This is a genomic window from Pedobacter boryungensis, from assembly GCF_013204825.1.
GTDB lineage: Bacteria > Bacteroidota > Bacteroidia > Sphingobacteriales > Sphingobacteriaceae > Pedobacter > Pedobacter boryungensis.
The window spans coordinates 72,483-97,791 of sequence record NZ_JABMKV010000003.1; the positions used below are offsets into that span (position 1 = coordinate 72,483).

At 33.4% G+C, this 25,309-nt stretch carries 26 protein-coding genes; 16 read left to right on the forward strand and 10 right to left on the reverse strand.

Going from position 1 to position 25,309, the window contains the following annotated elements:
• The first annotated feature begins 38 nt into the window (after positions 1 to 38).
• From HQN85_RS12440 to HQN85_RS12460, 5 genes are all read left to right on the forward strand, one after another.
• The gene (locus tag HQN85_RS12440; protein WP_173272709.1) at positions 39 to 1,103 is read left to right on the forward strand and encodes a proline iminopeptidase-family hydrolase; all 1,065 of its coding nucleotides are present in this window, start codon (positions 39 to 41) and stop codon (positions 1,101 to 1,103) included.
• A gap of 2 nt (positions 1,104 to 1,105) precedes the next feature.
• Positions 1,106 to 1,615, forward strand: a complete 510-nt coding sequence (locus HQN85_RS12445) for a GNAT family N-acetyltransferase (RefSeq protein WP_173272711.1) — start codon at positions 1,106 to 1,108, stop codon at positions 1,613 to 1,615.
• A gap of 120 nt (positions 1,616 to 1,735) precedes the next feature.
• Positions 1,736 to 3,694: a beta-N-acetylhexosaminidase gene (locus HQN85_RS12450; RefSeq protein ID WP_173272713.1), complete on the forward strand. Its 1,959-nt coding sequence runs from the start codon at positions 1,736 to 1,738 to the stop codon at positions 3,692 to 3,694.
• Positions 3,695 to 4,423: 729 nt separating this feature from the next.
• A complete protein-coding gene (locus HQN85_RS12455; protein ID WP_173272715.1) occupies positions 4,424 to 5,941 on the forward strand; it encodes a glycosyltransferase family 39 protein in 1,518 nt (505 codons plus the stop codon).
• Positions 5,942 to 5,959: 18 nt separating this feature from the next.
• Positions 5,960 to 7,069: an AhpC/TSA family protein gene (locus HQN85_RS12460; protein ID WP_216847281.1), complete on the forward strand. Its 1,110-nt coding sequence runs from the start codon at positions 5,960 to 5,962 to the stop codon at positions 7,067 to 7,069.
• Between the two features lie 7 nt (positions 7,070 to 7,076).
• On the opposite strand, the gene HQN85_RS12465 is transcribed toward HQN85_RS12460, so the two are convergent.
• The 5 genes from HQN85_RS12465 to HQN85_RS12485 all read right to left on the reverse strand — a co-directional run bounded on the left by HQN85_RS12465 (position 7,077) and on the right by HQN85_RS12485 (position 12,534).
• Positions 7,077 to 8,492, reverse strand: coding sequence for an MBL fold metallo-hydrolase (locus HQN85_RS12465; RefSeq protein ID WP_173272719.1), 1,416 nt, complete (start codon positions 8,490 to 8,492; stop codon positions 7,077 to 7,079).
• A gap of 36 nt (positions 8,493 to 8,528) precedes the next feature.
• The gene (locus HQN85_RS12470) at positions 8,529 to 9,551 is read right to left on the reverse strand and encodes an asparaginase (protein ID WP_173272721.1); all 1,023 of its coding nucleotides are present in this window, start codon (positions 9,549 to 9,551) and stop codon (positions 8,529 to 8,531) included.
• A gap of 71 nt (positions 9,552 to 9,622) precedes the next feature.
• The gene (locus HQN85_RS12475; protein WP_173272723.1) at positions 9,623 to 10,390 is read right to left on the reverse strand and encodes a TatD family hydrolase; all 768 of its coding nucleotides are present in this window, start codon (positions 10,388 to 10,390) and stop codon (positions 9,623 to 9,625) included.
• 95 nt (positions 10,391 to 10,485) lie between these two features.
• Positions 10,486 to 11,475 carry an FKBP-type peptidyl-prolyl cis-trans isomerase gene (locus tag HQN85_RS12480; protein ID WP_173272725.1) on the reverse strand — a complete coding sequence of 330 codons (990 nt, stop codon included), beginning with the start codon at positions 11,473 to 11,475 and terminating at the stop codon, positions 10,486 to 10,488.
• Positions 11,476 to 11,523: 48 nt separating this feature from the next.
• Positions 11,524 to 12,534 carry a DHH family phosphoesterase gene (locus HQN85_RS12485; RefSeq protein ID WP_173272727.1) on the reverse strand — a complete coding sequence of 337 codons (1,011 nt, stop codon included), beginning with the start codon at positions 12,532 to 12,534 and terminating at the stop codon, positions 11,524 to 11,526.
• A 114-nt stretch (positions 12,535 to 12,648) separates the two neighbouring features.
• On the opposite strand from HQN85_RS12485, the gene HQN85_RS12490 reads away from it, so the two are divergent.
• The 3 genes from HQN85_RS12490 (at position 12,649) to HQN85_RS12500 (ending at position 14,142) form a co-directional block, all read left to right on the forward strand.
• Positions 12,649 to 13,068 carry a nucleoside-diphosphate kinase gene (locus HQN85_RS12490; protein ID WP_173272729.1) on the forward strand — a complete coding sequence of 140 codons (420 nt, stop codon included), beginning with the start codon at positions 12,649 to 12,651 and terminating at the stop codon, positions 13,066 to 13,068.
• 86 nt (positions 13,069 to 13,154) lie between these two features.
• A complete protein-coding gene (locus HQN85_RS12495; RefSeq protein ID WP_173272732.1) occupies positions 13,155 to 13,913 on the forward strand; it encodes an FKBP-type peptidyl-prolyl cis-trans isomerase in 759 nt (252 codons plus the stop codon).
• Between the two features lie 55 nt (positions 13,914 to 13,968).
• A complete protein-coding gene (locus tag HQN85_RS12500) occupies positions 13,969 to 14,142 on the forward strand; it encodes a hypothetical protein (RefSeq protein ID WP_173272734.1) in 174 nt (57 codons plus the stop codon).
• Positions 14,143 to 14,173: 31 nt separating this feature from the next.
• Here the strand turns inward: HQN85_RS12500 and HQN85_RS12505 are convergent, their stop codons facing one another.
• Positions 14,174 to 14,464 (reverse strand): DUF721 domain-containing protein, encoded by a 291-nt coding sequence (locus tag HQN85_RS12505; RefSeq protein WP_173272736.1) that lies wholly within the window; start codon positions 14,462 to 14,464, stop codon positions 14,174 to 14,176.
• Positions 14,457 to 15,560: a DNA replication/repair protein RecF gene (recF, locus tag HQN85_RS12510; RefSeq protein ID WP_173272738.1), complete on the reverse strand. Its 1,104-nt coding sequence runs from the start codon at positions 15,558 to 15,560 to the stop codon at positions 14,457 to 14,459. Before recF ends, HQN85_RS12505 begins: the two co-directional genes overlap by 8 nt.
• 121 nt (positions 15,561 to 15,681) lie before the next feature.
• On the opposite strand from recF, the gene HQN85_RS12515 reads away from it, so the two are divergent.
• The 3 genes from HQN85_RS12515 (at position 15,682) to ytxJ (ending at position 17,483) form a co-directional block, all read left to right on the forward strand.
• The gene (locus HQN85_RS12515) at positions 15,682 to 16,350 is read left to right on the forward strand and encodes a tetratricopeptide repeat protein (RefSeq protein WP_173272739.1); all 669 of its coding nucleotides are present in this window, start codon (positions 15,682 to 15,684) and stop codon (positions 16,348 to 16,350) included.
• A 118-nt stretch (positions 16,351 to 16,468) separates the two neighbouring features.
• Entirely contained in the window at positions 16,469 to 16,960 is a 492-nt protein-coding gene (gene ribH / locus HQN85_RS12520) for a 6,7-dimethyl-8-ribityllumazine synthase (RefSeq protein WP_173272740.1), read from the forward strand.
• 190 nt (positions 16,961 to 17,150) lie between these two features.
• Positions 17,151 to 17,483, forward strand: coding sequence for a bacillithiol system redox-active protein YtxJ (ytxJ, locus tag HQN85_RS12525; RefSeq protein ID WP_173272741.1), 333 nt, complete (start codon positions 17,151 to 17,153; stop codon positions 17,481 to 17,483).
• Between the two features lie 68 nt (positions 17,484 to 17,551).
• Here ytxJ and HQN85_RS12530 read toward each other — a convergent pair whose 3' ends face one another.
• Entirely contained in the window at positions 17,552 to 19,057 is a 1,506-nt protein-coding gene (locus tag HQN85_RS12530) for a malate:quinone oxidoreductase (protein ID WP_173272742.1), read from the reverse strand.
• Between the two features lie 69 nt (positions 19,058 to 19,126).
• On the reverse strand, positions 19,127 to 19,531 hold the full coding sequence (locus tag HQN85_RS12535) for an OsmC family protein (RefSeq protein ID WP_173272743.1): 405 nt from the start codon (positions 19,529 to 19,531) through the stop codon (positions 19,127 to 19,129).
• 121 nt (positions 19,532 to 19,652) lie between these two features.
• Between HQN85_RS12535 and HQN85_RS12540 the strand changes: the two genes are divergently transcribed.
• From HQN85_RS12540 to HQN85_RS12555, 4 genes are all read left to right on the forward strand, one after another.
• The gene (locus HQN85_RS12540; RefSeq protein ID WP_173272744.1) at positions 19,653 to 20,093 is read left to right on the forward strand and encodes a GNAT family N-acetyltransferase; all 441 of its coding nucleotides are present in this window, start codon (positions 19,653 to 19,655) and stop codon (positions 20,091 to 20,093) included.
• 81 nt (positions 20,094 to 20,174) lie between these two features.
• Positions 20,175 to 21,056: a lipoyl synthase gene (lipA, locus tag HQN85_RS12545; RefSeq protein ID WP_173272746.1), complete on the forward strand. Its 882-nt coding sequence runs from the start codon at positions 20,175 to 20,177 to the stop codon at positions 21,054 to 21,056.
• A gap of 64 nt (positions 21,057 to 21,120) precedes the next feature.
• Positions 21,121 to 21,672, forward strand: coding sequence for an RNA polymerase sigma factor (locus HQN85_RS12550; protein ID WP_173272748.1), 552 nt, complete (start codon positions 21,121 to 21,123; stop codon positions 21,670 to 21,672).
• Position 21,673: 1 nt separating this feature from the next.
• A complete protein-coding gene (locus tag HQN85_RS12555) occupies positions 21,674 to 22,507 on the forward strand; it encodes an anti-sigma factor (protein WP_173272750.1) in 834 nt (277 codons plus the stop codon).
• Here the strand turns inward: HQN85_RS12555 and HQN85_RS12560 are convergent.
• Positions 22,500 to 23,993, reverse strand: coding sequence for an NAD(P)H-hydrate dehydratase (locus tag HQN85_RS12560; protein WP_173272752.1), 1,494 nt, complete (start codon positions 23,991 to 23,993; stop codon positions 22,500 to 22,502). The two genes, HQN85_RS12555 and HQN85_RS12560, sit on opposite strands and share 8 nt — an antisense overlap.
• A 77-nt stretch (positions 23,994 to 24,070) precedes the next feature.
• Here HQN85_RS12560 and HQN85_RS12565 point away from each other — a divergent pair, with 77 nt between their 5' ends.
• Positions 24,071 to 25,294: a glycoside hydrolase family 5 protein gene (locus HQN85_RS12565; protein ID WP_173272754.1), complete on the forward strand. Its 1,224-nt coding sequence runs from the start codon at positions 24,071 to 24,073 to the stop codon at positions 25,292 to 25,294.
• Positions 25,295 to 25,309: the final 15 nt, after the last annotated feature.

A 25,309-nucleotide genomic window follows, 5' to 3' on the forward strand; every position in this document is an offset into this window, starting at 1 on the left:
ATTTTATATCTTCATCTTTTAAATTAATGCTCAACATCATGAATTTCAAAAACTTACTCTATTTTGCAGCTGCAAGTTTATGTTTTGCAATTAGCTCATGTACTTCAAAAAATACTGAAGAAAATACTGAAGAAAATAAAACACTTTCTTATTTTTCCACTACAGATACTGGCGTTTTAGATGGTGGTGTTAAAATTATTCCTATTCAAACGCCTAAAGGCAAATTTAACGTTTGGACAAAACGTGTAGGCAATAACCCTAAAATAAAACTATTGCTTTTAAATGGTGGTCCAGGTGCTACGCATGAATATTTCGAGTGCATGGAAAGTTTTCTTCCAAAAGAAGGCATTGAATTTATTTATTACGATCAGTTGGGTTGCGGCAACTCTGATAATCCCAAAGACACTTCAATGTGGGATTTGAGCCGTTACGTTGAAGAAGTAGAGCAAGTAAGGACTGCACTAAATTTAGATAAAGATAATTTTTATATCCTTGGCCATTCTTGGGGTGGAGTTTTAGCCATGCAATATGCGTTAAAATACCAACAACATATAAAAGGCTTAATTATAAGCAATATGATGTCTAGCGTTCCAGATTATGGTAAATATGCAGATGAAGTATTGGCCAAGCAAATGGATCCTCAAGTAGTTAAAAAAATCAAAGATTTAGAAGCCAAAAATGATTTTGAAAATCCAGAATACATGGGGCTTTTAATGCCAAACTTTTATGCAAAACACATTTGCCGTATTCCATTGGATAAATGGCCTGAGCCAATCACAAGGTCTTTCAGCAAAATGAACCAATCATTATATGTAACAATGCAAGGGCCAAGTGAATTTGGTGTTGCAGGAAAATTGTTAAAATGGGATGTAAAAGATCAACTTAAAAATATTTCTGTTCCTGCATTAAGTATTGGTGCACAATATGACACTATGGATCCAAAGCATATGGAGTGGATGGCTTCTGCCTTTAAAAATGGTAGTTACTTGTATTGTAAAAACGGAAGTCATATGAGTTTATATGATGATCAGCAAACTTATATGAAAGGAATTATTAAATTCATGAAAGGTGTTGATGCTGGCGAAAGTAAAATGAAGTTTTAAGTATGCAATTCGAACTTCGGCCTTTCCATCTTAACGATTTAAGTAGTTTAGTAAAACATGCTAATAATTACAACATCGCTAAAAACTTAAGCAACAAATTCCCATTCCCATATACGCAAGATCATGGTGTAGCTTTTATTAATTTAGCTTTATCAGCTAATCCATTACAAATATTTGCTATTGTAATTAAAGGTCAGGCTGTTGGTTCAATTGGCGTTCATCCACAAGCAGATTTCTATTGTAAAAATGCAGAAATGGGCTACTGGATTGCAGAAGATTATTGGGGGCAGGGAATTGTTCCTGAAGCGATAAAATTAATGGTCAATTACGGTTTTAAAACATTTGATATTACCCGAATTTACGCTAGAACCTTCGATACCAATATCAAATCTCAACGTGTTTTAGAAAAAACTGGTTTTACATTAGAGGCAGAACTTAAAGAAACCTTTTACAAAAACGGAACAGTTTATGATGAATTAATCTATGCCGTTAGAAAGCCTATTAATATATAATCAACAACATTTGTCATTCTGAGTGCAACGAAGAATCTCATTAAAGGGTTCCTCCAAAGTCGGAATGACAAAAGAATTTAATAAATTGCAGTTTTAAGTTTAATCCCAATTATAGCATACATGAAATTTACCGTCCCGTTTTTATTGCTTTTATTCGTTAATATTAACATTTTCGCCCAATCAATAGAAAGTAATTCAGAAACTTTTGCCAATAATGAACCTATAACTAATAGTGAAATTGCTATTATTCCAGAGCCTGTTTCAGTTATTAAACAAACCGGGCATTTTGTTTTGCCAGCAAACATTGTTATTCAAGCAAGTAAATCTCCAGAGTTAAAACAAACTGTTGCTTTTTTGCAAGAGCGTTTGTCAACTCCAACTGGATATTATATAAGTACCATTAGTACACCAACTACAACCGCTACTTTCAAGTTAATTTTAAATGAAAAGCAAGATGCAACTTTAGGTGCTGAAGGTTACAACGTAACTGTAGGCTTAAAGCAAGTAACTATTAGAGCAAATAAGCCTGCAGGTTTATTTTATGGCGTACAGACAGTGTTGCAATTATTACCAAAGGAAATAGAAAGCAAAGAAGAAGTAAAAGGTATCAAATGGACGATGCCTTGCGTAGAAATAACCGATTATCCTCGTTTAGGTTGGAGAGGATTAATGTTCGACGTAGCTAGGCACTTCTTTACTAAACAAGAAGTAAAGCAATATATAGACGCAATGGTGCGCTATAAATACAACGTTTTGCATTTACACTTAGCGGATGATGAGGGATGGAGAATCGAAATTAAAGGCTTACCTAAACTAACCGAAGTAGGCGCTTGGAATGTAAAACGCGTTGGTTCTTTCGGAGATTTTATTCCACCAACTGCTGATGAGCCTCGTAATTATGGAGGTTTTTATACACAAGAAGATATTAAAGAATTGGTAGCGTATGCTAAAGAACGTTTTGTAGATATTATGCCAGAAATAGATGTTCCTGGCCATAGCTTGGCGGCAATAGCCTCTTATCCAGAACTATCTTGTACACCAGAAGCAGTAAACTATAAAGTTCGCAGTGGCGAAAAAATTATGGACTGGAGCCGTGGTGCACCTCCATTGGGCTTAGTAGATAATACATTGTGCCCAGCTAATGAAAAAGTATATGTTTTTTTAGATACCGTATTTACTCAAATTGCAAAATTGTTTCCTTTTCCATATATACACGTAGGTGGAGATGAAGTTGCTCGTAATTTTTGGGAAAAGAATGATCAAATAAAAGAATTGATGAAGCGTGAGGGTTTAAAGACCATTCCAGAAGTACAAGGCTATTTTGAAAAAAGAGTAGAGCAGATAATCGTTTCTAAAGGCAAAAAATTTATGGCATGGGATGAGGTTTTAGAAGGCGGTGTATCTCCAACTGCTGCAGTAATGAGTTGGCGTAATATGCAACATGGTACAGAAGCTGCAAAAGCTGGTCACGAAGTAGTAATGAGTCCAACACAATATGCGTACATAGATTATATGCAAGCAGATGCCATTACAGAACCTAAAGTTTATGCATCACTTAGATTAAGTAAAGCGTATGAATTCGATCCTATACCCGAAGGCGTAAATCCAATTTATATCAAAGGTGGACAAGCTAATCTGTGGACAGAACAAGTATATAACATTCGTCAGGCAGAATACATGACTTGGCCACGTGGTTTTGCCATTGCAGAATCGGTATGGTCCCCAAAAGAAAAGAAGAATTGGACTAACTTTTTTGCTCGTACAGAACAACATTTTAAACGTTTAGATATTGCTGAAACCAAATATGCACCAAGCGTATATGATCCTATTTTCTCTGTAAAACGCAGTGCTGATAGACAATTATCAATAAGTTTAAGTACTGAAGTTGAAGGTTTGGATATCTATTATAGTTTCGATAACTCTTTCCCAGATCGCTTCTATCCTAAATACACTGCGCCATTAGTACCTCCTATTGATGCTACTGTATTAAAAGTAATTACTTATAGAGGTAAAACTCCAGTAGGTAGAATGATGAATATGCCAATTGAAGAATTAAACAAAAGAGCAGGTAAGAAATAATAGATTCATATTTGGGCCAAGTAACAATTTGTAATCTATTGTTAAGAGATTGAATCAGAAAGAAAAGGTTATGATTTTAGAGAATTAATTTGGTGTAATTGTCTTTCCCGCGAAGGCGGGAATCGTAAAGCGTAATAACGGAAATTGATATTTCCCAATGGAAAATGTCAATTTCTCATTACGCAAAGAGCTTTTCCTATCACGCAAAGGACATTTCCCATTACGCAAAGAGCTTTTCCTATCACGCAAAAGACATTTCCCGTTACGCAAAGAGCTTTTCCTATTGCGCAAAAGACATTTCCCATTGCGCAAAAGACATTTCCCATTGCGCAAATAGCTTTTCCTATCACGCAAAGGACATTTCCCATTGCGCAAAGAGCTTTTCCTATCACGCAAAGGACATTTCCTGTTACGCAAAGAGCTTTTCCTATCACGCAAAGGGCATTTCGCATTGGGAAAACGGAAAAAGAGAGACGAAAAGCACATTTATATTCAGTTATTCTTCACCTACCTAACGCAAGCGTTTCGCTTATGATTTAATAGCAATTATATCCAGAGCAAATAAAACTTCACCTAATGATACATCCAATCCTTTCATTTTGTTCAAATTTTTTAGTTGAATTTCTTTAAAGACTAGTATTACTTAAATCCTTTCCATAATTTGGTTAATTCGTAACAATAAGCTTTCATTCCTGCTCTAAACCAAACAAACCACAAACAAAAATCTGTATGAAAAAAGGAACCATCTTTCTATTTGTTTTCATCCTTATTAAAATAATATTGCAGTATGTAGTTGTAAATCCAATTTACGAATTGCATCGTGATGAGTTTTTACATCTCGATCAAGCTAAACATTTAGCTTGGGGTTATCATTCGGTTCCTCCTGTAACTTCTTGGCTTTCTTGGCTAATCTTACAATTGGGCAATTCATTATTTTGGATTAAGTTTTTTCCAGCACTATTTGGTGCGCTTACTATTTTAGTGGTTTGGAAAACTATAGAAAGCCTAAAAGGGAGTTTATTTTCGTGCATTTTAGCTTCCTTGGCATTAATTTTTTCCGTTTTATTAAGAATAAATATTCTTTATCAGCCTAATTCCTTAGATATTTTATGCTGGACTTTAGTTTATTACAACCTAATCCGTTTTATACAAACAAATAACTACAAATGGCTATATTTTCTTGCCATCAGCTTTGCTTTAGGTTTTTTAAATAAATATAACATCGCATTTTGTTTATTAGGATTATTACCTGCCTTAGTGTTGAGTAAACAAAGAAAACTATTTACTATTCCCCAATTTTACTATGCAATTATTTTAGCATTTATCATTATAAGTCCAAACATAGTCTGGCAAATTCAGAATGATTTTCCTGTACTCAAACACATGAAAGAATTAGCAGCTACTCAATTGGTTCATGTAAATAGACTAGATTTCGTAAAAGAGCAGTTCTTCTTTTTTGTTGGTTCTTTCTTTGTTTTAATAGTGGCATTCGTCTCATTTTTCAGCTACGCTCCATTTAAACCCTACCGACTACTTTTCTGGTCTTATATATTTACAATTGCTGTTTTCATTTTCTTAAAGGCAAAAGCTTATTATGCTATTGGCTTATATCCAATTTTATTGGCTTTTGGAGCAGTTTATTTAAGTATCTTATTACAAAATGGTTGGAAATTTTATTTACGTTATGTAGCAGTGGCACACATATTATTCTTGGGTTTCTTGGTTATAAAAATTTCATTGCCAATTTATTCGCCAGTCACATATGTTCAGAAATCATTACAAAAGAAGCCTTTTAGTGAGCATACATGGGAAGACGGCAAGAAATATCCTATTGAACAAGATTTTGCGGATATGTTAGGCTGGAAAGAATTAGCTATTAAAACAGATTCTGTCTACAAAAATACAGCTGACAAAGAACATGTGATGATCCTTTGCGATAATTATGGACAAGCGGGGGCTATTAATTATTACACAAAAATTAAAGGTTTAAAAGCTGATGCCTTTACTGCTGATTATGTGAATTGGTTAGATTTAAATAAGGAAATTAAAACCGTGATCAGAATTAAAACAGAAGATAATTTAAGCAATACTCGAGACCTTTCTTTATTTGGTGGCATTAAAGAAGTTGGTAAAATAAAAAGTCAATTCGCTAGAGAGAAAGGGACGAGAATTATCTTATTAAGTGATCCAAAAATAGATTTAGCTAAACTTTTGAGGCAGGAAAGAGCGGCTGGAAGATTAGAATAATTACTATCAACAAATGATATGAATATATTTATCCATAACTTTATTTTCATGAAAAATCTGTGTACTCTATTTTATTTGGTCTTTACTTTATTTCTTACGGCATCTGCTCAAAAATTCAACATACATGGAACTGTAACAGGTTTAAATGATGGGACTTGGATTTTTTTAAGGAAAGCTAATCCAGAATTAAAGCTTGACTCGAGTAGAGTTTTAAATGGGAAATTTAATCTAAAGGGAAATATTGAAGAAAAGGCTGTTGAAATGATCATATACACAGCAAACTATAAAGACTACACCATGTTGTGGATTGAGCCAAAAGAAATAACAGTAACTGTTAAAGCTGGGGAGTTTAAAAATGCAATTACAACAGGTTCCAAAACTCAAATTGAAGCTGATATTTTAAGAAAGAAGTTAATTACGATAAATTACCTAGAAGATAGCTTAACTAAATTACTCAAGGGTAAAAATGGTCCGGAAACAACAGCTATTTGGGATAAAATAAAAGCTTCTCGTATTGAAGAACAAAAAATTTATCAAACCTATGTCAAAGACAATCCTAACTCCCTAATTGCGGCTAACGTATTACAGATATATGCTTCATCGTGGGGAAAAGAAAAAACAAGAGAATTATACCAAAACATTAGTGCTGAGCAAAAATCATCGAAATTTGGCAAAGCAGTTAATGAATATCTTGCGTTAAATAAAGAAATAAAAATTGGGAATAAATTTGAAGATTTCGAACAAGAAAATATCAATGGGAAAAAAGTTAAACTTTCATCTATTAAAGGAAAATATATACTGCTAGAATTTTGGGCTTCTTGGTGCGGACCATGTAGGGGAGAAAATCCAAATTTAGTAACCACTTACAATGCTTACAAAAACAAAGGTTTTGAGGTATTGGGTGTTTCTGCAGATGACAATAAAGCAGATTGGCTAAAAGCTGTTAAAGATGACAAACTTCCTTGGGAAAATGTAAGTGATTTAAAAGGAGATCGAAATTTAGCCGTAGTTATTTATGGCATTAATGCATTTCCTACAAATTATTTAATAGATGATAAAGGAATTATCATAGCGAAAAATTTGCGGGGCGATGATTTAAAGAAGAAACTTGCTGAACTTTTGCCTTAATATTAAATCAACCTTTCATCGCTTTACTTGGGCAAGCAAAATCAGTACGTTTTAAGCTCGTAGCTTTTATTGCTCCATAACCTCCAGCTATATCAATTACCTTATTAATACCACGAGCTTTTAAAATTGAAGCTGCAATCATAGAGCGATAACCGCCAGCGCAATGGATGTAATACGTTTCTTCTGGATTCACTTCTGTAGTCCAGTCATTAATATAATCTAACGGACGAGCAAGCGTTGCTTCTAAATGCTCGGCTTCATATTCTCCTGGCTTGCGTACATCTAAAGCATTTATAGAATCATTAGCTGTTAAAATGGTTTCAAACTCGCTTGCAGAAATTGATTCGATCTGATCTATCTCTTTACCTGCATCTTGCCATGCATTAATTCCACCAGCTAAATAACCAATTGTATAATCGTAACCTACTCTTGCTAAACGCGTAATGGTTTCTTCGGCTTTGCCATCTTCAGTAACTAATAATAATTGTTGCTTTAAATCGGTGATTAAAGCACCAACCCAAGGTGCAAACTGACCATTTAAACCAATGTTTATAGATTTTGGAATAAAACCTTTTGCAAATACTTGTGGATCTCTAGTATCTAAAATTAAAGCGTCTGTTTGATTAGCTTTTAATTCAAATTCTTCAGGTGATAGCGCAACTAAACCTTTTTCATATACCTCATCGATACTATCGTAACCACTTTTGTTCATGGCTGCATTTTTAGCAAAATATTGTGGAGGCGGCAAAATTCCCGCTGTTACTTCTTTAATGAAATCTGTTTTAGATTTTGCTTTTAGCGCATAGTTAACCTCTTTTTGATGCCCTAAAGTATCAAACGTCTCTTTGCTCATGTTTTTACCACAAGCTGAGCCTGCACCATGAGCTGGGTAAACAATAACATCATCTGCTAATGTTAGGATTTTGTTGTGCAGTGATTCGTAAAGTGTTCCCGCCATATCTTCCATCGTTAGCTCGCCTTGTTGCGCTAAATCTGGCCGACCAACATCTCCAATAAATAAGGTATCGCCAGTAAAAATACATTGATCTTTACCATTTGCATCGGTTAACAAATAGGTAGTAGATTCTGGTGTATGACCTGGAGTATGCAGTGTGGTGATGGTAATATCACCAATTTTAAACTGTTCACCGTCGGTAGCAATATGTGATTTAAAATCGGTTTTAGCTGTTGGACCATAAACAATTGTAGCTCCAGATTTTTCTGCTAAATCTATATGTCCAGAAACAAAGTCTGCATGAAAATGAGTTTCAAATATATATTTAATCTTTGCGCCAGCATCTTCTGCTTTTTTTAAATAGGGAGTTACTTCTCTCAGCGGATCAATAATAGCAGATTCGCCATTACTTTCAATGTAATAGGCTGCTTCGGCTAGGCATCCAGTATATATTTGTTGAATTTTCATGGTAAGTTTTCACAAAATTAATAAAAACTTTGTGTTTTAGTTACTCACAGTTAATTCACCAGCAATAGAAACTTCTAGTAATCGCTTTATTTCAGCTACACTTAAACCTTGCCCCATGAGGTACATTAATTTGGTTACAGCAGCTTCAAACGTTAAATCGTAGCCGCTTACAATACCCATTTGTTGTAGTTTTCTACTGGTTTCATACACCCCCAATTGAACCGATCCACCTTTACATTGTGATATATCTATGATAATTTTGTTGTCGGAGATAGCTTTTTGCAAACAATCAATAAACCATGGTGCAGTAGTTGTATTTCCAGATCCAAATGCTTCTAAAATAATGGCATCTACACCAGATTCGGTTATTGCTTTTACAGCATTTTCAGTTATTCCTGGATACATTTTTAACACACCGATATTTGCATTAAAATTGGTATGGATTTGAAAGGGTTTATGCGGAATTGGTAAAATATAATTAGGATAAAAAGCCAAGCTCACTCCTGCCTCAGCTAAAATTGGATAATTTGGTGAAGCAAAAGCTTCAAATTTCTCCGAATTATATTTGATAGATCTGTTACCACGAAATAGTTGATAGTCGAAATAAATACAAACTTCTGGCACCATTGCTTTACCATCTTTTTTGGTTGCAGCAATTTCTAATGCTGTTATTAAATTCTCTTTGGCATCTGTCCTAATCTCTCCAATTGGCAATTGAGAACCTGTTAAAACAACTGGCTTGGCTAAATTTTGCAACATAAAACTTAATGCCGAAGCTGTAAATGACATGGTATCTGAACCATGCAAAATTACAAAACCATCAAACTCTTCATATTTCTGTTGAATTAACTTTGCTAATTCTGCCCAAATTCCGGGATCCATATTAGAAGAATCTAGGATTGGATCGAAAGAATGAACAGAGAGCTGATAATCTAGTCTTGCTAATTCTGGTACATTTTCTTGAATTTGTTCAAAATCGAAAGGAATTAAAGTGCCTGTTTTAGCATCATTTACCATTCCAATTGTTCCACCAGTATATATGATTAGGATTTTTGTCATTGGCAACAAATATAAATGATTTTAATGCAAAGTTTTAGGCAAACAAAAGGGCAATTTAAGGTATCGCTCAGCTATATATCGAATATTTTCCGAGAGTTTTCCGTTGTGACTTCGGCCACTTTGTTTACACTTACATTGTAAATATCAGCTACTTTTTGAGCAATATGAATTAGGTAGCTACTTTCATTTGGTTTACCACGATATGGTACAGGGGCTAAATATGGAGAATCTGTTTCCAATACAATATCATTGATTGAAATTTCTGCAAGCGTTAAATCTAAACCTGCTTTTTTGTAAGTTATTACTCCACCTATCCCTAAATAAAATCCTAATGCTATTGCTCTTCTTGCTTGCCCTAAATCTCCGGTAAAGCAATGAAAAATACCTCGTAATTTATCATCATTCAATTCTTCTAAAACTTCAAAAACTTCATCAAAAGCTTCACGACAGTGAATAACAATTGGTAAACTTAATTCTTTTGCCCACCTAATTTGTTCTTTAAAGGCATCTTGCTGAATACCTAATGTTGTTTTATCCCAATATAAATCGATACCAATTTCGCCTATGGCATAAATCTTTCTATCCGCTATACTTTTATAGATACTGGCTAATTGAGTTTGATAATCTTCCTTCACATCACATGGATGCAAACCTGCCATAGCAAAACAATTTTCGGGATATTGTTTCACCAAATCATCTATCATCTTAATTGAAGCCACATCCACATTTGGCAAAAAAAGACGTTTTACATCATTAGCAAAACAGCGCTCCATTAATTGTGCTAGTTTAGCCTCATCTGTTTCGTAATAAATATGGGTGTGAGTATCAGTTAACAACATATACAAAGGTATTTTTATTTCAGCAATGCTAAAGTATATTCATAAAAAAACCCCATTCATTAATGAATAGGGTTAAATTTTATAATTTTATTATATTATTTTGTTGTTGGAACAGGTGCAGGTGGTGCAACTGGAGCTGGTTTACCTTTAATAATGTTCACAATTTCAACATCAAATACAACTGGAGCGTAAGGGCCAATACCTGCTTGTGGTGCACCTTGTTCGCCCCAACCTAAGTTAGAAGGAATAATTACCATTATTTTACCACCTTTACCAATCATGGTTAAAGCTTCTGTAAAGCCTGGTACTGTACCGCCCATTACCATTTTAGTTGGACCATAAACTTTTCCTGGACGATCTAATTTAAATTCTTTACCAATTTTCTGATCGCTAGTATCAAATACTTTGTATTTACCGTCTTTATCTTTCTTGGTCAATTTACCAGTATAATTTACCTCAACTGTATCTCCTACTGCTGCTCTTTCGGCATTACCAGGTGCAGAAATTATATAATTTAAGCCACTTGTAGTAGTTTTAGTTTTTAAGCTATTATCTGCGATGTAAGTTTTGATTTTTGCAGGTTCAGCATTTTTAATTTTATCCATAGTAGCTTTATAATCTGCTTGGAAAAATTCGCCAGCTCTTTTTTGGAAAGTAGAATCTGCCTCGTTAGGTTGCTTTTTAAATACTTTTTCAATTTTAACTACAAATGTTTGGTATTTATCATTTTTAAACTGCTCGCCTTTAGGCTGTTTTGTATAGAAAGCCAAAGTATCTAAATTGATTTTAAAAGTTGCGCTATCACCTTCACCTACCAATGTTAAAGCATCTTGCTGATCACCCGCATACATTTTCTTTTGTGCTTGGAATACTTGAGGAACTCCATTTTCAAATGAACTGTAAAAAACTGAATCTTTATCATTTTTAATAATAAAGTTCATTTTAATAATATCACCTTCTTTAATTTTTTCTTTACCTTCTGAGTGATGAATGGTATACATCAAACCTCCTGGACCTTTTTTCTCTGTGTTACAAGCAGCTAAGCCTAATGTAGCTGCAAAAAGAATTACTAAACTTTTTTTCATTATATTTTCTATTTTTTAGATTGATTTAGAGTGTTTACTCTTTGGTTATTATTGTAATAATTGTGTTTTATATTCGGGTAAAATCGATTTAAATTCTGCTATAGTATCTGCCAAATTTTTCTCAGAAGCACCACCTGCAGCGTTCCTATGCCCACCACCATTAAAATATTTTTTACATATTTCGTTTGCCGGGAAATCTCCAGTAGAGCGCAAAGATAATTTAACTTTATCAGTTCTTTCAATAATAAATGCGGCTAGCTTAATGCCATTAATTGAAAGTGCATAATTTACAATTCCTTCTGTATCGCCCGTGACAATGTTATATTTTTTTAATTCTTCTGCAGTTACTGTAATTATGGCCACATTAAACTCTCTAAGAATCTCCAATTTGTTGGATAAACAATGACCTAAGAAACGTAAGCGATTTTCTGAAGCGTTATCATATACTAATTGATGAATGCGCCAATGCTCTGCTCCTAAATCAATTAAATCTGCCGCAATTCTATATACTGATGAAGTTGCTGAAGGAAAACGGAAAGAACCAGAATCCGTCATGATACCAGTGTATAAACAAGTAGCTACATCTTTATTGATGAATTCGCCATCATTTAATTCGTTTAGAATAAAATCATAAACTAACTGAGCAGCTGCACATGCATTAATGTTCCAATGGCGATAATCATCAAAGTCTTCAGGCTCTAAATGATGATCAATCATTAATTTTAAAGCCGATGCATTGCGGATATGCTCACCTAATTCGTTAATCCTACTTAAGGTATTAAAATCCAAGCAGAAAATTAAATTAGCATCGTTAACTAATTCTAATGATTTTTCTGGCGATTCTGTATATATAATTACATTAGAGTTATTAGGTAACCACTGTAAAAAATCAGGATAATCTGTAGGTGTAATTACACTAACATGATGTCCCTTTTGAATTAAATATGCATATAATCCCAAAGAAGAACCCATTGCATCACCATCGGGTTTATGATGTGTTGTAATGACGATCTTTTGTGGCGTCGCTAAAAGTGTTTTTAATTCTGAAATTGATATCATAAATTTTCGCCTGCAAAGCTAGTAATTTTACATTTAATTGATAGCTTTTATTCAATAGCTTTAATATTAAGGTAAAGAATTGTATTTTTGCAAAAAATTTGAATTAAATATACAATGAGTACAAATAGAACATTTACAATGATTAAGCCTGATGCGGTTGCAAACGGGCATATTGGCGCAATCATAAATGATATCACGAACGCAGGTTTTAAAATCATTGCTTTAAAATACACAAAATTAACTGCAGAAACTGCTGGCGAATTTTATGCTGTACACAAAGCACGTCCATTTTACAATGACTTAGTTAGCTTTATGTCTTCTGGACCTATCGTTGCAGCTATTTTAGAGAAAGAAAATGCAATTGAAGATTTTAGAACCTTAATTGGCGCTACTAATCCAGCTGAAGCTGCTGAAGGAACAATCCGTCAGAAATATGCAAAATCTATTGATGCAAATGCTGTTCATGGATCTGATTCTGATGAAAATGCGCAAATCGAAGGCGATTTCTTTTTTACCGCTGCAGAGCGTTTTTAATTAAATTCTTAAAAAGATTAGTATAAGCACTTTATTTAGTTAGGGTGCTTATTTTTTTATCTATATTTCGACCTTAAAAATAATCTATGAAAAAAATAATGCTTGCATCGCTAGTTACCTTAGTTGGACTAAGCGCAAATGCTCAAACTATTGCAAAAAAAACTACAACAACTAAAAAACCAATCACAACTGGTAAAATAGTACCAAACAAAGCTCCACAATTTAAAAACACATTAGATTCTGCTAGTTATGCACTTGGCATAAATGTAGCAAGCAGCTTTAAAAATGGGGGATTAAACACTATCAATTACGAATTGTTTAATAAAGGCATTAAAGATGTTTTTGCAAAAGCTAATCCGACGCTAACTCAAGAACAATGTCAAACTGTTATCAATAACCTTTTTACAAGTTTTAGTAAGCAAAGAGAAGAAGTCGATAAACAAAAATATGCTGCTAATGTGAATGCTGGGGCGGCTTTTTTGGCACAAAACAAAACTAAACCTGGCATTAAAACTACAGCTAGTGGTTTGCAGTACGAGGTTATTGTACAAGGAACTGGAGTTAAACCTACAGCAACTGATGTAGTTACTGTAAATTATAAAGGTACACTACTTAATGGATTTGAATTTGATAGTTCTTATAAAAGAGGTGAACCTGCAACTTTTGGTTTAAACCAAGTAATTTCTGGTTGGACAGAAGGTGTTCAATTAATGCAAACAGGATCTAAATACCGTTTCTTTATTCCATACAATTTGGCTTATGGCGGAAGAGAAACTCCAGATGGAAGTATTCCACCATTTAGCACTTTAATATTTGAAATAGAGCTGATTAAAATTGGTGAGTAATTAAAATCAAACTAATTGTGATTTGATGTGTTTTAATTTAAATAAATCAAATCACATGAAAAAGTACACCCCATTAGCTCTCATTGCCTTATTAGCAACAACATTAAGCAGTTGCGAATTAGTTGAAGGAATTTTTAAAGCAGGATTTTGGACTGCAATAATTGTTGTAGTAATTGTTTTAGCTTTAATTATTTGGATAATTTCTAAAGTATTTGGCAATAGAAATTAAAATCAGTGCAATTCATGTTGCACTGATTTTTTTATAAAAAGACAATTTCAGTAACTACTTCTGAACCTGCTCTTTCATTTAACTTTTGAATAATGCCAGTTCTAACCATCAATAATTCATTTTTGATAACTGAGGATTCTATTCTAACAAAAAGTTTTTTATTGCTTACATAAATTTGCGTAGTGCGATTCGCTACAGCAGTACCCATCAGTTCTGGCCAATGCACTACAACACCTGTTTCATCATACTTTCCACGCAATCTATAAACTGAAAGCATTTTTGTAATGGCATCCTTTAGTGATATGTCGTTTGGTTTACGCATGTTCAATTATTCCGTTCGCTACTTCAAACAAAGTTACATCAACTTTAATTTCATTAAAAACAGAAACTACTCTTTCTTTTCCTGTATCCGTAATAAATAGCTGACCAAAATCATGGTGAGAAACCATTTCCATTAGTTTACGAACTCTTAAATCATCTAATTTATCAAAAATATCATCTAATAAAAGTAAGGGTTTAAAACCTTTAAACTTTTGCAAATAACTATATTGAGCTAATTTTAAGGCTATTAAAAATGATTTTTGCTGTCCTTGCGAACCAAACTTTTTTAAAGGCATATCAGCAATCGTAAATAACAGTTCATCTTTATGAATACCGGTTGTAGTTCGCTCTAAAATTCTATCCTTTTCAATAGATTGAGCTAGCAATTCTTCAAAATTCTGTTCATTTAATTGCGATTGGTAATTTAAAGATACTTCTTCAGCATTATCAGAAATATATTGGTAATGCTTATTAAATAATGGGATAAAATCAGCTAAAAATTGTTTACGCTTTTCAAAAATCTTATTTCCTGATAGGATCAATTGTTCATCTAAAATCTGCAATAAAGTCACATCTAGTTTTCGGGTAACTGCAACTTGTTTTAATAACGCATTACGATTTAAAAGATGTTTATTATAAGTAATCAGTTCATCTAAATAGTTGGCATCGGTTTGAGAAATAACATTGTCGATAAATTTACGTCGCTCCTCACTTCCATCCATAATTAAATTAACATCATAAGGAGAAATCATTACCAAAGGAAAAAGCCCAATATGATTTGCCAATTTATCGTATTCCTTCTTATTTCTTTTAAACTGCTTTTTCTGATTTCGCTTTAAACCGCAAGTAATTTTTTCATTTTTTTCATTTCGATCAAAATCACCTTGTATTAAAAAAAGATCTTCATTTGTTTTAATTTGTTGGCTATCTATAGGATTAAAATAGCTTTTGCAAAGACATAAATAATGTATTGCATCTAATAAATTAGTTTTACCAGCGCCATTATTACCAACAAATGCATTTACCGTTTTTGAAAATCGAAGTTCAGCAGATGTATAATTTTTAAAATTGAGTAGAGTAATATTTTTTAACCACATAAATATGCTGCAATTTACCTTTTTTACCAATGCTAATCCACTAAAGTTTAATTAAATAGTTGAAAGAACTTGATACTTTCATTGAAAAACGTATTTTTGCAATCCTTAATAATTTAAATAAATGTCTACAACAGATAAAACAGAGAATCAACCAGTTAGAAAAGGTAGTTTTTTAGAAGAGAACGGTAAAAGCTTTTTATTTATAGGTGTCGCAATTTTAGCTTTAGGAGCAATTGCAGCTTATTATTTCTACTCGTACTTACCAAATAGAGCAGAAAAAGCTGCTGGCGAAATGTATAAAGCAGAACAATATGTTGGCGTTGATTCATTAGCTAACAAAGCTATTAATGGTGAAGGTGGTTATCCTGGTCTTGAAAAAATTGCTGAAGAGTATGACAATACTAAATCTGCAAATTTAGCTAACCTTTATTTAGGCGGCATTTATTTACGTAAAGGCGAATACAAAAAAGCTACTGAAGCTTTAGGAAAATATACAGCTACTGGTAGTCCAGTTGCAGACCCATTAGCATTAGGCTTATTAGGCGATGCATATAGTGAACTAAAAGATTACAAACAAGCTGCAACATACTATCAAAAAGCAGCTGATAAAGCAAGTAATAAATTCACCTCACCAATGTTCCTTAAAAAACTAGGTTTGGTTTATGAAACTCTTAAAGATTTAAAAAGTGCTGAAGATGCATACACTAAAATCAAAACTCAATATCCTGATAGCCAAGAAGCTGCCATGATTGATGAGTACATTGCTCGTGTGCAAGCCTCATCAAAATAATTTTCTGCATTTGCGCAGATTAAGATTAAAGACCCTGTTTATTCAGGGTCTTTTTTTTATGACAACTTTACAACTTTATCATCTTTTAACATTTAAACAATAAGTTTACCTTTGTAGCATGGCAACACATCTCAAAAACCTTTCAGATTTTTCTCACACAACTATTCCAAATGGTGCAGACTACAAAATTGCTATTGTTGTAGCAGAATGGAATGCTAAAATTACAGGAGCATTATATCAAGGTGCTTTTGACACGTTAATAAAACATGGTGTGAAAGAAGAAAATGTGATTTCTATGCCAGTACCAGGGAGCTTCGAATTAACTAGTGCAGCAGAAATTTTATTAACTAAAAATAATGGTTTAGATGCTGTGATTTGTTTAGGTTGTGTAATTCAAGGTGATACTAAACATTTCGATTTTATTTGCGATGCTGTTGCAAATGGCGTTACCAATGTTAGCATCAAACACAGTAAACCTGTAATTTTTGGAGTTTTAACAACCAATGATGAGCAACAAGCAATTGACAGAGCTGGCGGCAAACATGGTAATAAAGGAGATGAGGCTGCCATTACTGCTTTAAAAATGGCACACTTTTCTGCCTCAATTTAACAAGCTTGCTTGATATTCATAAAAATTTGTAAATTAGAACTTTAATCAAGGAAATTATAAACAAAAAACGATGAAAAAGATTGCTATTCTATTATTATTTTTATTTTGCGCAATAGCGGTATTAGAATCTTGTTCATCTCGTTTGTGTCCTGCTTATAGTTCTTATCCGGAAGGAAAAAGAAGAAGATAAATGCAGTGGATAAATCTTAATACCCAAGAACAAGTTAAATTAATAAAAGAAGCGAGTGGATACAGTGTAATTTTTAAACACAGTACCCGTTGTTCTATTAGTTTAATGGCTAAAAAGAATTTCGAATTAGATTGGAATTCTATTCCCGAAAATACACCTCTTTATTTTTTAGATTTAATAGCGCACAGAGATATTTCTTCATTAATTGCTGAAATATTTCAGGTTCATCATGAATCGCCACAAGTACTATTAATAAAAGATGGCGAATGCATTTTAGATTTATCGCATAGTGATATTTCTGCAGAGGAAGTTGCGGAATTGGTTACAGTTTAAAAATTCAGCTGATTTTATGCCCTAAAATCAGCTGAATTTAATATTTATGTGAATCAAATTGTATCCTACTAGCTATTCAATTTTAACACAGTCGAAGTACGAGTTCTAGTGTCTTTGCAAAGCTGTGTATTATCAGCTAATTTTTTCCCGTAAGTAGGAATCATTGTTCTAATTTTTGTTTGCCATTCGGCAGTCTGTAATTTCTTTTTGAAACAACGATCTAATAAATCGAGCATAATAGAAACAGCAGTTGAAGCACCCGGTGAAGCACCTAGCAAAGCCGCAATCGATCCATCAGCAGCACTAACCACCTCTGTTCCAAACTCTAATATACCACCACCACTTGCTTTCTTTTTGATTACTTGTACTCTTTGTCCAGCATACTCCAATTCCCAATCTTTAAAATCAGCATTTGGTAAATATTCTTTTAAAGCCTCAAATCTATCTTCAGGAGATTGGCGCACTTGCTCAATTAGATATTTTGTTAGATCGAGGTTTTTTAATCCTGCAGAAACCATCGGTCTAATGTTATCAAACTTAATAGATAAAGGTAAATCTAAGAATGATCCGTGTTTTAAAAATTTAGTGGAAAAACCAGCATAAGGCCCAAATAATAAAGCTTGTTTACCATTAATTATACGAGTATCTAAATGCGGAACAGACATTGGCGGTGCACCAACTGCAGCTTTCCCATATACTTTCGCATGGTGTTTTGCAATTACTTCTTCATTTGTACATTTTAACCATTGTCCACTTACTGGAAAACCACCAAATCCTTTTCCTTCTGGGATATCAGATTTTTCTAATAACGGTAAAGAACCACCACCAGCTCCAATAAATACGAACTTCGCCAATCGCTTTTTCTTTTTACCCGATTCTAAATTCTTAACTTTAACTTTCCAATTACCTTCATCAGTTTTATCTAATTCACGTATCTCATGATGAAAATGCAACTTCACATTTGCTTGTTTACCTAGATAACTAAACATTTCGCGAGTTAAAGAACCGAAGTTCACATCTGTACCTAAATCCATTTTGGTAGCTGCAACCTTCTCGTTTTTCTTTCTTCCATTCATAATTAGTGGAACCCAATCCTGAATTACTTTTGGATCATCGCTGTATTGCATGTCTTCAAATAGATTACATTTTTGCAAATTAGTAAAGCGAGTTTTCAAGAAATCCACGTTGTCTTTACCCCAAACAAAACTTAAATGTGGAATATTTCTAATGAATAAGTGTGGATCTGAAAGAATATTCCTTTCGACTAAATAAGCCCAAAATTGTTTAGAAACTTCATAAGATTCAGCAATTTGAACTGCTTTTTTTATATCTACAGAACCATCTTCTTTTTGAGGTGTATAATTTAATTCACAAAATGCCGAATGACCTGTTCCTGCGTTATTCCAAGCATCAGAACTTTCCGCTGCTGCGATATCTAAGCGTTCGTAAATTTCTATGCTTAAATTAGGTTCCAATTCTTTTAAAAGCAACCCAAGTGTAGCGCTCATTATTCCTGCGCCAATTAAAATTACATCTGCGTCGGTTTCAACAACCGTCTTATTTTTTCTACTCATTTTCTAAAACTAAACCTATTGCGGTTTAAATTTACAAAGCATAATTAATGCCAATAAAGGTCATTTGTACTAATAATTGAAAGTTATATTTTGTTTAATATCCGGATGAAGACTATACGAAACAGGACAAGTTTTTGCCGCATGTTCAATAATTGCTTTTTCCTTTTCTGTATAATTATTTGAAGGGAATTGTAGGTTTACTTTAATTTCTACTACACGACGTGGGTTTTCTGCCATAATTTTGGTGATCTCAGCTGTCGTTCCATCAATATTAAAATGATGTGTCTTAGCAGTAATTCCTACAATAGTCAACATACAATTACCTAAAGAAGTTGCCAGTAAATCTGTTGGTGAAAAAGCTTCACCTTTACCCTGATTATCTACAGGCGCATCGGTTATAATTTCATTCCCAGATTTTAAATGGATGGACGAAGTTCTTAAATCGCCTGTGTACGTAACTTTTGATGTAGCCATTTCCGTGATTTTGAACCACAAATTTACAGATTTTGAAGAAGATAGAAACATAAACCTATCAATTTGAGATTGAAATGAATATTTATGACGCTATTCTTTATCTTAGTTTCAAAAATTCAAATTGGAAAAGATCATATCTCAACTTTTAACAATTACTTTAAAGGATGCTGAAGAAATAACAGCATTATCTACTCAACTCGGCTACGAAAACAAGATGGAAAATCTTTTAGACAGAGCACAAGAAGTAGTAAAAAGCAAGAATGATTGTCTTTTTGTTGCTAAACAGAATGGAATTATTGTGGGTTGGATTCATGGATTTCGAGCAATCAGAATAGAATCTGCATTATTTGTAGAAATTGCAGGTTTAGTTGTTGATCGCCAATGGCAAAAACAAAATATTGGCGAAAACCTAATTGAAGCTGTAAAAGAGTGGAGCAATGCTATGGGGATAAAAAAAATTCGAGTTCGGTGTAATGTCACTCGAACTGAAAGCCATAAATTTTATGAGAACATTGGTTTTTCTCAGAACAAACAACAAAAGATTTTTGAAATTGAAATCTAAACTTTGAACAATCCTGCAAAATTACAACCCTTAAACATTTCCCTGCTACAACATTTCAGCAAGATTGTTTAACTTTGTATCATGATTGAACTTCCTGTAGTTCCTGTTGCCACAGAAAAACCACGTAAACCAGATTGGCTACGAGTTAAATTGCCTGTTGGTAAGGAATATGCGCAAGTGCGAAGTCTTGTGGATACGCATAAATTACACACCATTTGCGAAAGTGGCAATTGTCCGAATATGGGTGAATGCTGGGGCGCTGGTACTGCTACTTTTATGATTTTAGGTAATATTTGTACACGCTCTTGTTCATTTTGTGCTGTGGCTACTGGTAGACCGTTAGCTGTTGATACAGATGAACCTGCTCGAGTTGCTAATTCCGTGAAACTGATGAAAGTTAAACATTGCGTTATTACTTCGGTAGATCGTGATGATTTAAAGGACGGAGGTTCTATTATTTGGGCAGAAACTTTGCAAGCAATCAGACGTGAAAGCCCTGAAACTACTTTAGAAACTTTAATTCCAGATTTTAAAGGTCAGTGGGATAATTTATACCGCGTATTAGAAGAAAGACCTGAAGTTATGTCTCACAATGTGGAGACTGTAAGACGACTTACTAAACAAGTTCGTATTCAAGCTAAATACGATAGAAGTTTAGAAGCTTTAAAAAGAATATCTGAATTTGGGTTAAGAACCAAAACTGGTATTATGTTAGGTTTGGGTGAAACTGAAGATGATGTTTTGGAAGCAATGGATGATTTGGTAGCAAACGGCGTACATATTTTAACATTGGGCCAGTATTTGCAACCTACAAAAAATCATCACCCTGTGGTAGATTGGATACATCCAGATCAGTTTGCGAAATACAAAGAAATAGGTTTAGCAAAAGGTTTACGATATGTAGAAAGCGGTCCTTTAGTGCGTTCATCTTATCATGCTGAAAAACATTTATTTGATTTTTAGAGCTATACGTTGTGAACGAACAATTTGTTGATTTCGATGTTATACTTTCCGTATATTAGCAATCTTGGCAACAGCAAAAAAAATATCCCTTTCTGAAGAAGAGTTAGTGAATGCTTTAAAAAAGCAAGATACTATCGCAATTAAAGCGTTGTACGATATGTATTCTAGTGCTTTATTTGGTGTAATTTCTCGAATTATACAACATACCGAAGTTGCCGAAGATGTTTTGCAAGAAACTTTTTTGAAAATTTGGAATTCTGCAGAGAGTTATGACTCCTCAAAAGGGCGTTTATTTACCTGGATGATGAATGTTGCTCGTAACTTATCTATAGATAAATTGCGATCAAAAGATTTTAAAAATTCCAACAAAAACCAAGATATAGAAAATAACGTAGATTTCATTGACCAACAAAAAAAGGTTAGTTTTAATGCAGATACTTTAGGTTTAAAAGAAATGGTAACAACCCTTAAACCTGATTTTAAAAATGTGTTAGATATGGTTTATTTTAAAGGATATACACATGTTGAAACAGCAGAAGAACTAAATTTACCTTTGGGCACCGTAAAAACTCGAGTGCGAATGGCTATATTAGAATTGAGGAAAAAATTTAATTGAGGTGGAAGAAGTAAAAGCATATATCGAATCTGGCATACTTGAACTTTACGTTTTAGGGCAATTATCTGCTCAAGAATGTTACGAAGTTGAAGCTATGGCTGCTAAACATGCTGAAATAAAAGCAGAAATTTTGGCAATCGAACTTGCAATGGAATCTTACGCTTTAGAAAATGCAATAACACCGTCTGCTGAACTTGAAAATCAAATTCTGTCACAATTAAGTTCACCTACAACTGAAAAAATTAATGCTGAGCCTAAAATTGTTTCTTTATATCAAGGCACAAATGATGCAAAAATTAAAACATTACGCTTTGCTTTAGTTGCTTGTTTAGCATTATTAGTGGTTAGCGTAGCTGCATTAATTTCAGTTTACAGTAAATTAAATTCTGCCCATGATCAAATTGCTAGCTTAAGTACCCAAAGAGATCAATTTGCAAGTACAGTTTCTAAATTGGAATTTACTAAAGCTGGTATGGAAAACAGAATAGCGATGACTGAAACTGACGAATGGGCCACCGTTAAATTAGCTGGTGTTAAAAATTCGCCAAAAGCTAAAATGCTAGTGTATTGGAACAAAAACAACAAAAACATCTTAATTAATTATGCCGCAATGGATTTGCCTAAAACAGATCAATCGCACGAATATCAATTATGGGCATTAGTGGATGGCAAACCTGTGAGTTTAGGTGTATTTAGCGAAAACGCTAAGGAAGCTGTTAAACAAATGGAAACCATTGAAAAAGCACAAGCTTTTGCAGTTACAATTGAGCCAATGGGCGGAAGTCAAAACCCAACCATGGAGAAAATGATTGTAATGGGCGGCGCAACTATTTAATTATTCTCTTTATTGTTTTAGGAATTTGCAAAGCCAACTGAGAAGCGCTTACTGTAAATCTCTTTTTTGCTAATTCGTCACCTGCTTTTCCATGTAAATACGCTCCCAAGATTGCTGCATCTGCCGAAGAATAAGATTGCGCCATTAAACCTGTGATTATTCCAGTTAAAACATCACCCATGCCTCCAGAGGCCATTGCTGGATTACCAGTTGAATTAATATGTACATCTCCATCTGGCAAACACACAAAAGTATATTGGTTTTTAAGTACAAAAATTAACCCTCTCTCTACTGCTTCTCTCCTGGCGGTTTCAACTCGTTTCCACCAATTTTTATGTTCCCCAAACAGTCTATCGAATTCTTTCATATGAGGAGTCAAAATACTTTGGGCAGGTAATTCATATAGTAAATCTCCTCGTTGACTTAAAAGTGTAAGTGCATCTGCATCCAATACTAATGGTTTTCTTAAGTTGACTAATTTTTCTAAAATTTCTTCATTTTCTTCCTCTATTCCCAAACCCGGACCAACTGCAATAGCAGACAACTTATCAAAAGCTTCCATTGCTAAATGCTGATTTCTTGGCAAAGCCATTGCTTCTGGCAAAGAGGTATTTAAAGCTATTAATCCACTTTGTGGTAAACAAACGGTAGTTAATCCAGCACCCGAATGTATACAAGCACTTGCGGCTAATAAAGCGGCACCCATTGTAGTATTATTTCCTGCAACAATTAAAGCATGACCATAAGTTCCTTTATGACTAAAATTCTTTCTAGGTTTTATCAGTTTCTTAATTCCTTGCTCTGTTGTTAATTTCCACTCGCTTTTCTGATTTTCAATAAAGTTTTCATCCAAACCTATATCTACAACTTTAAATCGGGATAACGCTTTTACCGATTCAGGAAAGAAAAAATTAATTTTTGGTCTTTGAAAACAAATTGTCAAATCTGCTTTAATACCGCTATATTTTTCGGCTATTCCGCCCTCAGAGTTAAATCCAGTAGGTACATCAACCGCTATAACCTTTGCGTTTAAGTCATTTACAAAACTTGCTGTATCTGCATAATTTCCTTGCAAAGGTTTATTTAATCCAGATCCAAGAATTGCATCGACTATTATATCTGCTTGTAAGTTCTTTAATTCCTCAATTCCTTTAATAATTACAACTGGAATTTTAAACTTCAACAATCGCTTTATATTTTTTTTGTTATCCTCACTCTGATTTTCAGAAAAATCTATTAAGTAAACAGCGATTTCTTTATAGTTTTCACCATACAAAAGTCTTGCAATGGCTAAACCATCGCCTCCATTATTTCCTTGTCCGCATAAAATAGAAATTCTAGCCTCTTTATTGGGAACTTCTTTTTTAAAAACTTTTACAAATGCTTTTGCGGCCTTTTCCATTAAATTAATACTAGAAATGGATTGATGTTTAATTGTATAAGCATCAGCATTTCGCATTTGAGACGAAGTAAGTAAGTTTTTCATTTTTACGAAGTTAATAAAGAGAATGTATTTAATCCTTTAATTAACTTAGAGCTTCAAATTTCATTCCCATTATTATCATGAAATATTTAAAATTTTTAATTGCTCTATTATTTCCCATCGTATTACAAGCACAAAGTCAAAAATTTTTTAATGTAGTAGGAAAAGATATTGTTGCTCCAAATGGCAAACCGATAGTTTTAAAAGGAACAAATTTAGGTAACTGGCTTATCCCAGAGGGATACATGTTTAAATTTAAAGATGTAAGCTCACCTAGAATGATCAATCAGGTGTTTACAGAATTAATTGGTCCAGATAAAACTGCCGCATTTTGGCAAAAATATTTAACAAATTATATAACTAAAGAAGATATTCATTATTTAAAAAGTTCTGGAATGAATTCTATTCGTATTCCATTTCATTATAAATTGTTTACTACAGAAAGTTATTTAGGCACTAATAACGCAAATCGTGGATTTGAGTTATTGGATAGAGTTATTAAATGGTGTAAAGAAGAAGATTTGCCTGTTATTTTAGACATGCATTGTGCTCCTGGTGGACAGACAGGAGATAACATTGATGACAGTGATGGTTACCCATTTTTATTTGAAAACGAAGCCAGCCAAAAATTAACAATTTCTATTTGGAAAAAAATTGCAGCGCATTATAAAAATGAACCAACAATAATTGGTTATGATTTATTAAATGAACCTATTGCCCATTATTTCGATACCAAAAAGTTAAACCCATATTTAGAACCGCTTTATAAAGCAATTACTGCTGCAGTAAGAACTGTAGATAAAAACCATTTGATCTTTTTAGGAGGTGCACAATGGGATTCTAATTTTAAAATTTTCAATCGGCCTTTTGATAGCAAGCTTGTTTATACATTTCATAAATATTGGACCGCTACTACACAAGATGTGATACAAGAATATTTAGATTTTAGCAATAAGTACAACGTACCTATTTATGTTGGTGAAACTGGAGAGAATAATGACAAATGGATATTTGAGTTTAGAACTTTAATGGAAAAACACAACATCAGCTGGCATTTTTGGCCTTACAAAAAAATGGATGCAAAAGCTGGAATTGTCTCTTTTCCTGTACCTGAACATTATAATTTAATTATTAAATATGCAGATCAACCAAAAAATAGTTTTGCAGATTTAAGAAAATACGCTCCAACTGATAGAGTCCTCATGGAAACTGCTTTAAATAATTTACTAGAACAATGTAAATTCCAAAACTGTTATACTAATAATGGCTATCTAAAAGGATTAGGCTTAAAAGAAGGCAAATAAAAAAGTTGCGCTACA